General features: G+C 72.7%; 7 protein-coding genes. 5 read left to right on the top strand and 2 right to left on the bottom strand.

Features of this window, described 5'->3' with window-relative positions; translation table 11 throughout:
* Positions 1–755: non-reducing end alpha-L-arabinofuranosidase family hydrolase (locus tag ABNF97_RS30335; RefSeq protein ID WP_502930568.1), on the bottom strand; the 755-nt coding region annotated here is incomplete at its 3' end.
* A 484-nt stretch (positions 756–1239) separates the two neighbouring features.
* Between ABNF97_RS30335 and ABNF97_RS30330 the strand changes: the two genes are divergently transcribed.
* Positions 1240–2001, top strand: coding sequence for a PIG-L deacetylase family protein (locus ABNF97_RS30330; protein WP_349340617.1), 762 nt, complete (start codon positions 1240–1242; stop codon positions 1999–2001).
* A gap of 28 nt (positions 2002–2029) precedes the next feature.
* Here the strand turns inward: ABNF97_RS30330 and ABNF97_RS30325 are convergent, their stop codons facing one another.
* Positions 2030–3469, bottom strand: a complete 1440-nt coding sequence (locus tag ABNF97_RS30325) for a condensation domain-containing protein (RefSeq protein ID WP_349340616.1) — start codon at positions 3467–3469, stop codon at positions 2030–2032.
* Positions 3470–3812: 343 nt separating this feature from the next.
* Here ABNF97_RS30325 and ABNF97_RS30320 point away from each other — a divergent pair, with 343 nt between their 5' ends.
* From ABNF97_RS30320 to ABNF97_RS30305, 4 genes are read left to right on the top strand one after another with little or no spacing between them, the layout of a single operon-like run.
* Entirely contained in the window at positions 3813–4631 is an 819-nt protein-coding gene (locus ABNF97_RS30320; protein ID WP_349340615.1) for a hypothetical protein, read from the top strand.
* Positions 4628–7942, top strand: coding sequence for a non-ribosomal peptide synthetase (locus ABNF97_RS30315; protein ID WP_130463503.1), 3315 nt, complete (start codon positions 4628–4630; stop codon positions 7940–7942). Before ABNF97_RS30320 ends, ABNF97_RS30315 begins: the two co-directional genes overlap by 4 nt.
* A complete protein-coding gene (locus tag ABNF97_RS30310) occupies positions 7939–9861 on the top strand; it encodes an AMP-binding protein (protein ID WP_130463504.1) in 1923 nt (640 codons plus the stop codon). Before ABNF97_RS30315 ends, ABNF97_RS30310 begins: the two co-directional genes overlap by 4 nt.
* The gene (locus ABNF97_RS30305) at positions 9842–10429 is read left to right on the top strand and encodes a phosphopantetheine-binding protein (protein WP_130463505.1); all 588 of its coding nucleotides are present in this window, start codon (positions 9842–9844) and stop codon (positions 10427–10429) included. Before ABNF97_RS30310 ends, ABNF97_RS30305 begins: the two co-directional genes overlap by 20 nt.
* Positions 10430–10435: the final 6 nt, after the last annotated feature.

Here is a 10435-nt window from a genome sequence, read left to right as displayed (position 1 = left end):
TGCGTCGTCGCGTACACCAGATGCTGCCCGTTGTACGGCGCGTAGGTGAAGTCCTTCAACGACACCCAACCCGACCTCGGCTGCGCCAACGCACCCGTCGACGACCACCGGTACGACGACGGAAGGGAGCAGCCGCCGTTCGGCGGCGGCGTGGTCGGGTTGCTTCCGCCGTCGACCCGGACGAGCTGCCACTGCTGGTTGCTGCCGTTCCAGTCGTCGTACTGCACGATGCTTCCGCCGTCGGCGGTCGAGGCGCCCTGCACCTCCATCACCTTGTTGCTGTTCCGGTTGACCAGCCGGACGTAGCCGCCGTCGGAGTCGGCCAACCGGAACTGCTGGTTGGCCCCGTTGTGATCGGTCCACTGCACGATGTTGGCACCGTTGGCGGTCGACCAGTTGTACACGTCCAGCACCTTGCCGGACAGCCGGGACCGCAACCGGTAGTAGCCGCCGCCCGAGTCCACGAACTGCCACTGCTGCTGGTTGCCGTTGTTCCGCGCCCACTGCACGATCCGCGCACCGTCGTTGGTGTCCAGGTTGTACACGTCCAGCGCCTTGCCGCTGTTGCGGTTGATCAGCACGTACCACGCGTTCGTGTCGACCGTGGCCGCCGACGCCGGTGCCGGACCGAAGGCGACGACCGCGGTAGCGACGAGGGCGGCCACCGCGGTGACGACGAGCGCGAACCGCCCGCGACGCCGCAGGGCGCGGACCGCACCCTGCCGGGCCGGTGTCAGTGGTGGCGCCTGCGCCATGACATCCATGCTCTTTTCCCCTTTTCCCGAACCACCCGAGGCGCGTGCGCTACGTGTGGGAGTGGTGGCGTTCCTCGCATTCCCGGACGGCGGCAAAAGCGCGGGGGCAGCGACCCCGTCCGGGGGTGCGGAAACCGAACAGTGTTACCGAGCCAAACCGTGTTACCGCTAACATGACCGGCTGTCGCACCCCACGGACATTAAGTGAGACACGGAGGAGCCGCTCAGGCGGATGTACGGCATATTGCCAGACTGTTTCGAGTCGTTCAAGAGGTGCACGTCGATGCGTGAACCGTGTCAGGCGCATCCGGACGACCGAGGACCACTTCGGATAACCCGACCCCGTACGGCGGTGGCCGATAACACTTTCCGCCGGAAAAGGATTGGCTCGGCCGCCGAAAAATCCACCAGCAGAATTCTGTTATCGGTGCCGGTGCCGTGAGGTCCGCCCCTCGCCGCTGCCACGGTCGGGGAAGATGGATCCATGACTGCTGACGCACCCGCCGTTTCCAACCCCCTCCAGCCGGTCGACGAGGACTGGCAGCGCGGACTCGCCATCGTCGCCCACCCCGACGACCTGGAGTTCGGCGCCGCCGCCGCCGTTGCCCGCTGGACGCGGCAGGGCAAGGACATCACCTACGTACTGCTCACCAGTGGCGAGGCCGGCATCGACGGGATGGAGCCGGCCCTGGCCGGACCGGCCCGGGAGGAGGAGCAGCGCGCCTCCGCGGCGATCGTCGGCGTGTCCCAGGTCGACTTCCTCGGGCTGCCCGACGGCATCCTGGAGTACGGCGTCGCGCTGCGCCGTGACCTCAGCCGGGTGATCCGGGCGTACCGGCCGGAGATCGTGATCACCAACAACTTCCGGGACAGTTGGGACGCGGACGGCAACGCGCTGAACATGTCCGACCACATCGTCACCGGCCGCGCCGTGCTCGACGCCGCACGTGACGCGGCCAACCGCTGGATCTTCCGGGAACAGCTCGACGAGGGGCTGGAGAAGTGGAGCGGCGTCCGGGAGGTGTGGGCCGCCGGCTCGCCGCTGTCGAAGCACGCGGTCGACACCACCGAGACGTTCGACCTGGGCGTCCGGTCGCTGGAGGCGCACGCCGCCTACCTACGGGGCCTCGGCACCGGAGACTTCGACCCCGAGGAGTTCCTGGAGGGCATCTCCCGACAGACCGGCAGCCGTCTGGGTGTCAAGCACGCGGCCGGCTTCGAGGTCTTCCGCCTCGGCCTGTACTGAGACCCGCCCACCGTCCCCGCCGCGCAGGTCAGGAGATCTTCAGATCGGAGATCCGCTGGTTCGGGTCACGCAGCAGTTCCGCCAGCACGACGCGGTACCCGCGGACCGCGTCGACCACCGCGTCCCGGTCGTAGCACGTCGGGTTGTAGTTCAGCTCCGCGCTCCGCCGATCGTCGCTGACCGTCATGCCCGGCTCGCCCCGCTTGGCCCACAGCGCCCGCCGGTCCGGCGCGATCGCCGCACCGACCGGAAGTCTCCCCCGCGACCGGTGTTCCCGGATCTCGTCCCCGGCCTCGGCCCGGCCGCCGGGGGCACCGCCGGCCGGTGGAGCGGACTGGAACCACGAGTGGTACAGCAGCAGGAACGGCCACGGCCGCGACCCCGGGAAGCCCGGATTGACCGCCTGGGCGATCTCCTTGAAGGACGCCACCTGCCGCATCGCCGCGAAGGTGCCGGCCCGGACCTCGGCGACGGCGTCGGCCAGGGTGGTTCGCAGCGGGATGGTGGTCGCCACGTAGATGTTGTGGGTGAACTGGCCGACCAGTTCGGTCGCCCCCGGCTCGTCCCGGCCGGAGGTGGCCGTCCCGAGCACCAGCCGGGGCCAGCCGGTCATCGCGCCGAGCAGCACCCGGTACGCCGCCAGGGAGAGCACGAACGGCGTCATCCGGTGCTGCCGGGCGTACCCGTGCAGCCGACGGGCCAGCTCGGCGGGGAGTCCGATCGTCACCTTCGCCGCGGCGGCCACGTCCAACCCGGCGTACCGGTCGACGTCGGCGCCCTGACCGTCCGCGCCGGCCGACCATCCGCCCTTTCCCGCACCGACCCCGGGAAAGGGCAACGCCTCCGGCAGCGGCGTGAGCTGCCGCTGCCAGAACTCCGCCCGGCGCCGCTGCTGCGCGGCGCTCCACCTCGGCGCGGCGGTCGCGTCGGCGTACCGGAGGGGCAGCTCGGGCAGCGGGCCACCCCGACCGGTGCGGGCCGCCAGCGCGGCGGCCAGGTCGCGCAGGAAGACCCCGGTCGACCAACCGTCCGCGATCAAATGAAACATGGTAACCGCGACCAGGTGGTCGGTCGGGGACGAACGGACCAGCGTCACGCTCCACAGCGGACCGCGCCGGAGGTCGAAGGCGCGGCCGCTCTCGTAGCCGAGCACGCTGCCCCGCCGGGCGGCGGTCCGACCCGGCGGCCCGGCGGAGAGGTCGACGAAGGTCACGATCGGCTCGACCTCGTCCTCGATCCGGATCAGCGGGTCGTCGGCGATCGTCTCGAAGACGATCCGCAGCGCGTCGTGCCGTCGCGCCACGTCCGACACGGCGGCCCGGAACACCGCCAGTTCCACCGGACCGGGCAGCGGCATGGTGCGGAAGACGTTGTAGCCGAGGCATCCCGGGTCGTCCGGCGCGAAACAGCGGACGAACTCCCAGAGCGTTTCCTGACTGCGAGCCAGCGCGGTGACCGTCGGCGGCATGGGTGCAGAGCCTTCTCTCCGGCGTTCGGTTCTGTCAAGGCCGGGAACCCCCGCGGTCGGTCGATCCGCGGAAGGATCGATCGGGCCGAAGGTCGATCCGGAACTGATCCGGAAATCCCTTGGGCGGACGACCGGTGCCCAGGCGGGATCGGCCGGCGGTTCGGCACCCCGACTCTCGCGCTGAGCTGCGATTCATCGACCACCATCCAGGGCCGAACGGACCGAAAAATATCCGGGACCTCGACGGGCGTGGATGATCGCACTAGGGTGATCGGCCAGCGGGTGCCTCGGCGGGGAAGGGACCGGGCGGTGGGTGACGCCGCCGGTTCCGGGAGGGGGAGGTATGTCATCCGAAGGCTGGCGACTGCTGCGCCCCGGAGCCGGGCCCGGTCTGCTCGCCGTCGACTTCACCCCGGCGCAGGCCCGCACCGGAGCCGGGTTCACCGATCTGGCACGGCTGCTGCCCGAGCCGTACCCGGTCTGGGGCACCGAGGAGGCCGGCTGGAAAACCGTCGCCGCCGCGTCGGTCGACTCTCCCGGCGGTGGGCTCGACGCCTGGCTGGACCGGGACCTGCCGGCATCCGGCGGGACGGCCGGCATCCTCGGGTACTGCGCCGGCGCTGCGCTCGCCTGCGCCCTGGCCCGACGGCTGGCCGACCGCCACGGGATCGCGCCGCCGGTCGTCCTCTTCGATCCGGCCGAGGTGACGCCGGAGACGCTGTACGACCAGTTCGGAACCGCACTGGACGGTCTCGCCGCCGCGCTGCCCGCCGCCGAGGTACGGTCCGCCCGGGAGGCCGCCCGACGGGACGTACGAACCGAGTCCGACCTGAGCCGGTTGGCCGCGCGGCTCTCCGACCGGTACGCGGCACTGGCCCGGCCGGCCTGTGCCGGGCAGGGCGTTCCACCGTCCATCGCCGACCAGCTCTGCGCCCGGATCGACACCTACCTGCGGTACCTGCTGCTGTCGGCGGCGGCACCCGCCGGGGCCCCGGGGCCGGTGCTGGTCGTCCTCTCCGCCGGCCACGAACCACCGCCGATCCCCGGCGCCGACCGGGAGGTCCGGCTGGAGGTTCCGCAGCCGGGACTGCTCGCCGACGTACGCGCCGCCGAGCTGGCCGGACGGGCGCTGGTCGGCGAGCCGCTGGGCGGGCGGTCATGACCCGGTCGACCCGACAGCGGCCGGCCGGCCCCGACCAGGCCGACGAGGCAGCGCTGAGTCGCAAGGAGGAGGCGCTCTGGATCTTCCAACGGCTGGCGCCCACCGTCGCGGTGGACAACCTGCCGTTCGCGATCAGCACGTCCAGCCCGATCGATCCGGCCGGGCTGACCGCCGCGGTGCACGAGCTGACCCGACGCCACCCTGTGCTGCGTACCATCTTCCCGGCCCGCGACGGCGTCCCCGGCCGGCGGGTGCTCGACCCCGACCTGCCGCCCCCACCGGTACGGAGTCGGCAGACCACTCGGGCCGGTCTCGCCGACACCCTGGCCGAACTGGCCGGAGAGCCCTTCGAGCTGACCACCGAGCCGCCGCTGCGGGTGGCCCGGGTGGAGTTCTCGGACGGCCCGGGCACCGTGCTGTGCCTGGTCGTCCACCACATCGCCTTCGACGGCCGGTCCGCCGGCATCGTGCTGCCGGAACTCGCGACGATCTACCTGGAGCTGACCGGCACCGGCCCGGCGCAGGGGCGACCGGCGGGGAACCCCCGGCGACCGGCGGGGAACGTTCGCCGCCCGGCCGACGGGGTCGTCGCACCGGCTCTCACCGGCCACCGGGAGCCCGCGCCCCGGGCGACCAGCCTGCGGTACTGGACCGAGCGGCTGGCCGGGATCGACCCGAGGACCTTTCCGCTGGGTCGGGCCCGGATCGAACCGCCGGAGCCCCGCTTCACCGGTGCCCGGCTCCACCGGGTGCTCTCCGTCGAGGGTCGGGCGGCGTTGGACTCGCTCCGCCGTCGGCTCCGGGCCACCGACAACATGGTGCTGCTCGGCACGTACCTGTTGCTGTTGGCCCGGCACGGCGGCGGCCCGGACCTGGTGGTGGCGGTGCCGGTCGACACCCGGGGCAGCGGGGCGGCCGGCCGGGTCGGGTACCACGTCAACACGCTGCCGCTACGGGTCACGGTGCGAGGGCGGGAGAGCTTCCGGAACCTCGTCGCGAGTGTCCGCGCGGAGCTGGTGGCGGGGCTGGCGCACGCCGACGTCTCCTTCGAGAGCCTGCTCGGCGGGCTGGGCCTGGAGATGAACTGGCGCGCGCCGCTGTTCCGGCACATGTTCAACTTTCTGCCCGCCTCGACCGTGGTGCCCGCCGGCCCGTTGCCGGACTCCGCGTGGGTCAGCGTCGACTCCCGGCTGAGCCGGTACGACCTGCAGTTCGTGGTACTCCGCTGGCCCGAGCGGATCGCCCTGGAGGCGGTCTACAGCACCGAAATCCACGACGAGGACTACGTACGGGCACTGCTGAGCCGGTTCGAGCTGCTGCTCCGGGCTGCGGCGTCCGACCCGGACCGCCCTCTCGCCGACCTGGAGATGTGGCATCCCGACGAGCGGACGGCCCTGGACCGGGTGCTCAGCTCACCGGCCCCGGTGAGCCGGCTGGTGCCGCACCTGGTCGCCGAGCGAATCCGGAGCGGTGCCCGGGAGGTTGTCCTGGTGGAGTCGGAGGGGCGGGCCCGGGACCGGGCCTGGCTGGCCGACCGGGCCGCCGTCATCCGGGCACACCTCGCGGCCGCCGGGGTCAGGCCCGGCGCGGTCGTCGGGCTCGCCCTGCCCCGCGGCGGCGACCTGGCCGCAGCCGTCCTCGCCACCTGGTCGCTACGCGCCGGCCACCTGCCGGTGGACCCGGCCCAGCCGGCCGCCCGGCTGCGGGCACGGCTCGATGCGGCGGACGTCCGGGCGGTACTCACCACCGCCGGTCCCCCACCGGCGTGGGCGGCGGACCGACACGTGCTCCGGCTCGACCAGCTCGCCCCGGGGACCGGGTCGGCCGACCCGGCGCTGCCGGCCGGGCTCGACACCGTCCGGGACGACGACCTGGCCTACGTCATCTTCACCTCCGGCTCGACCGGGACGCCCAAGGGCGTGGAGATCACCCACGGCAGCCTGGCCAACCTCGTCGGATTCTTCGCCGACCGCCTCGCCGTCTCCGACCGGGACCGGGTGCTCTGGTTGACCTCGTTCGGCTTCGACATCTCCGCCCTGGAGATCCTTCTCGCGCTCGGCTACGGCGGTGCCGCGGTGGTGGCCCCGGACTCGGCGCAGGTACGCCCGGACCTGCTGCTCGACCTGGTCACCCGGTACGACGTCGGTGTGCTCCAGAGCACGCCGACCATCTGGCGGCTGGTGGCCGCGGCGCTGACCGACGAGTTGGCCGGGCGCCGGGTGCTGTGCGGCGGCGAGCCGCTGACCGCCGCGCTGGCCCACCGGCTGCTGCGCTCGGGCTGCCGGCTGTTCAACGTCTACGGCCCGACCGAGACGACGATCTGGTCGACGGTGGCGGAGATCCATCCCGGCGTGCCGGACCCGGTCGGGATCGGCGGTCCGATCTGGAACACCACCCTGCACGTGCTCGACGACGCGGGACGGGAACTCCCACCCGGGGTGGTCGGTGAACTCTGGATCGGCGGCGCCGGGGTGGCCCGGGGTTACCTGGGCCAGCCGGCGCTGACCGCCGAACGCTTCGGCCACGGACCCGGGGCGGCCCGCCGCTACCGGACCGGCGACCTCGGCACCTGGCGACCGGACGGCACGATCGAGTTGCTCGGCCGGGCCGACCGGCAGATCAAGCTGCGCGGCCGACGGATCGAGCTGGGTGAGATCGAGTCGACGCTGGAGCGGCACCCGTCGGTCGCGGCGGCGGCCGTGGTGGTGCGCGGCGACCCGCAGGGCGACGGTCGGCTGGTCGGCTACGTACAGCCGGTCGATCCGTCCACCGACGACGGGTTCCTGACCGGGCTGGCCCGGCACGCAGCGGCGGTACTGCCGCACTATCTGGTCCCGGCCGACCTGGTCCGGCTCGACGTGCTGCCCCGGAACCCGAGTGGCAAGGTCGACCACCACGCCCTGTCGGAGGCCGTGCCGTCGGTCGCCCGACCCGGCGCGCCCGGCCCGGCGCCCGCCGCCGCGACGGCGAGGAGCGCCGGGCACGCCCCGACCCCCGACCCCGCTGGCGGTCAGGACGGACCGCACCGGGTGGCTGGTGGAGATTCCCTGCTGCGATCGCTGGTCGACCTGTGGGCGGAACTGCTCGGCCACCGGGACGTCGACGAGCGGAGCAACTTCTTCGCCAGCGGCGGCCAGTCCCTGCTCGCGGCGGTCCTGGCCAGCCGGATCGCCGACCGGACCGGCCACGAGGTGACACTCCAGGACGTCTTCGACGCGCCGACGCCGTACCAGCTGGCCGAGGTCGTCCGCGGCGGCCGTCGGGGTTGCCCGGACGACGCCCACAGCAGGCCGGGTGAGCTGGCCGGATGACCAGACTGGAGGGAGCCGCGATGTCGGCGCAGCCGCGTACCGGGGCCGCCCGGTACGGCAACTCGGGCGCGCCCCGGGTGGTACCCGATCTGCTTCGTCGCAGCGCGCGGCTGGTACCCGATCGGCCGGCGATCGTGGTCGACGGCCGACCGGTGCTGACCTTCGCCGAACTCGAGGCGCGGTCGAACGCGTTCGCCCGCGGGCTGCGGGACCGTGGTGTCCTTCGGGGCGACCGGCTGGCCCTGGTCTTCGCCGGTCGAGCCTGGCCGGAGTTCGTGGTGGCGTACTTCGGCACGCTGAAGGTCGGGGCTGCCGCGCTGCTGCTCGGCGAGCGCTTCACCGACGCGGACATCCGGCGGCTGGTGGCCCGGCACCGGGTCGCCGGGATCGTCGCCGCACCCGGCACCGCCGGCCCGGTCGGAAGTGCCGGCTGCTGGACCGCCGACACCGCCGAGCTGACCGCCGGGCGGGACGACTCGGCGGTACCGATCGAGGCCACCCCGCTGGACACCGCCGATGTGGTCTTCACCTCCGGCACCACCGCGCTGCCCCGGGGCGTCGTCGCGACCCACGCGAACGTGGTCCGGGCCCAACCCACCTGGCCCAGCGGTGTCCGGGCCAACCAGCCCGGCCTGCACGCCCTGCCACTCGGGTCGGTCGCCGGGCAGATCCACCTGGTCAACAGCATCGGTGGCCAGCAGACACTGGTGATCATGCCCGAATTCACCGTCCCGGACTTCCGGCGGCTGACCGAACGGTGGCAGATCGCCTCGGTCTTCCTGGTGCCGGCGATGGGGCACTGGCTGGTCCGGGCCGGGACGGACCAGGCACCGGCGCTGCCGTCGGTGCGCGGCGTGCACTTCTCCGGCGCGGCCCTGCCGGTCGGCATCATGCCGGACCTTCCGGCGATCTTCCCGAATGCCACCTTCTACAACTTCTACAGCTCGACCGAGGCGTTTCCGGCCCGGGTGGCGACCCAGTTCGATCCCGACCGACCGGACTCCGTCGGCCGGCCCGTCGGTGCGAACCAGGTACGGATCACCGCCGAGGACGGCAGCCCGCTGGGCGCCGACGCTGTGGGCGTGGTCTGGCTGCGGTCCACGGTCGCCCCGTCCCGCCGGTTCCTCGACGCCGACCACAGCTCCACCCCGCCCGACGGCGGTACGACCGCAGCCGGCGACCCCCAGCCCGGTACGGCCAGCGCCGGCGACCCCACGGCCGGTGCGGCCGGCTTCCAGGACGGCTGGACCCGGACCGGAGATCTCGGGTACCTGGACGCCGAGGGATACCTCTTCCTCGCCGGCCGGACCGACGACGTGGTGAACGTGGGCGGGTTCAACGTGTCGACCTACCGGGTCGAGGAGGTGCTCGGCCGGCACGAGGCGGTGATCGAGGCCGCCGTCTTCCCCGTCGACCATGCGGTGCTCGGCGAGGTGATCGCGGCCTTCGTCGTACTTCGGGCCGAGGCCACCGCCCGGGAGATCCGTCAGTACGCGGCCCGGCAGTTGAGCCGCCGGGAGTTGCCGGCGATCATCCGACTCGTCGAGGAAATCCCCCGGAACGCGGCTGGGAAGGTGTCGAAACGGCACCTGCCGGAGCTGCTCGACGGCACCGGTCCGGCCGCGTTCACGGCGCCCCGGACCGAGGTCGAGGAGCGGGTGGCACAGACCTGGGCGGAGCTGCTCGACGTCGGTTCGGTTGGCGTACACGACAACTTCTTCGAGATCGGCGGCGACTCGCTGCTCGCGGTCGATGTCGCCGCGCAGCTGCGGGTACGGCTCGGCGTCGAGCTGGACGCCGTCACGATCTTCGAACTGGCCACCGTCGCGGAGCTGGCCCGGTACGTGACCGAGGAGCGGGCGGCCGAGGACCAGGCAGGCACCCCAGGAGAGGAATCCGATGAGCACCCTGCCCACTGAGTCCGAGGCCAACGCCGCCGAGCCCGAGGCCAACGCCGCCGAGTCCGAGGCCAACGCCGCCGAGTCCGAGGCCATCGAGTCGCTGCTCGACGGGCACCCGGACGTCGCCGAGTTCGCCGTCGTCCGGGCCGGAGCGCGGCGGATCGTCGCGGTCACCGCACGTCTGTACTGCGCGGCGGTGGACATCCGTGACGACATCTGGGAATCGGTGCCGGTCGAGCAGCTCCCGGACCTCGTCCTGGTACTGCCGGAGCTTCCCCGGGACGCCGAGAACCGGGTACTGCCCGACCGGATCGCGCACCGGGCGGCCGACGACCCCGGGGCGGGTACCTTCAGCCCGCCGCAGACCCCGACCGAGGTGGCACTCGCGGACATCTGGCGGGAGATCCTCGGCCGCCGCCGGGTCGCTGCGGACGACAACTTCCTCGATCTCGGCGGCGACTCGATGACCGCCACGCTGCTGCTGGACTCGACCAACGAGCGGTTCGACGTCGCACTCTCCTTCGACGAACTGCTGTCGATGCCGTCGCTACGGGCGGTCGCCGAGGCGATCGACCAGCGCCGGTAGGCCGAC

Source organism: Plantactinospora sp. B6F1, assembly GCF_040120695.1.
GTDB lineage: Bacteria > Actinomycetota > Actinomycetes > Mycobacteriales > Micromonosporaceae > Plantactinospora.
This window is presented reverse-complemented; position numbering and strand designations above follow the sequence as displayed.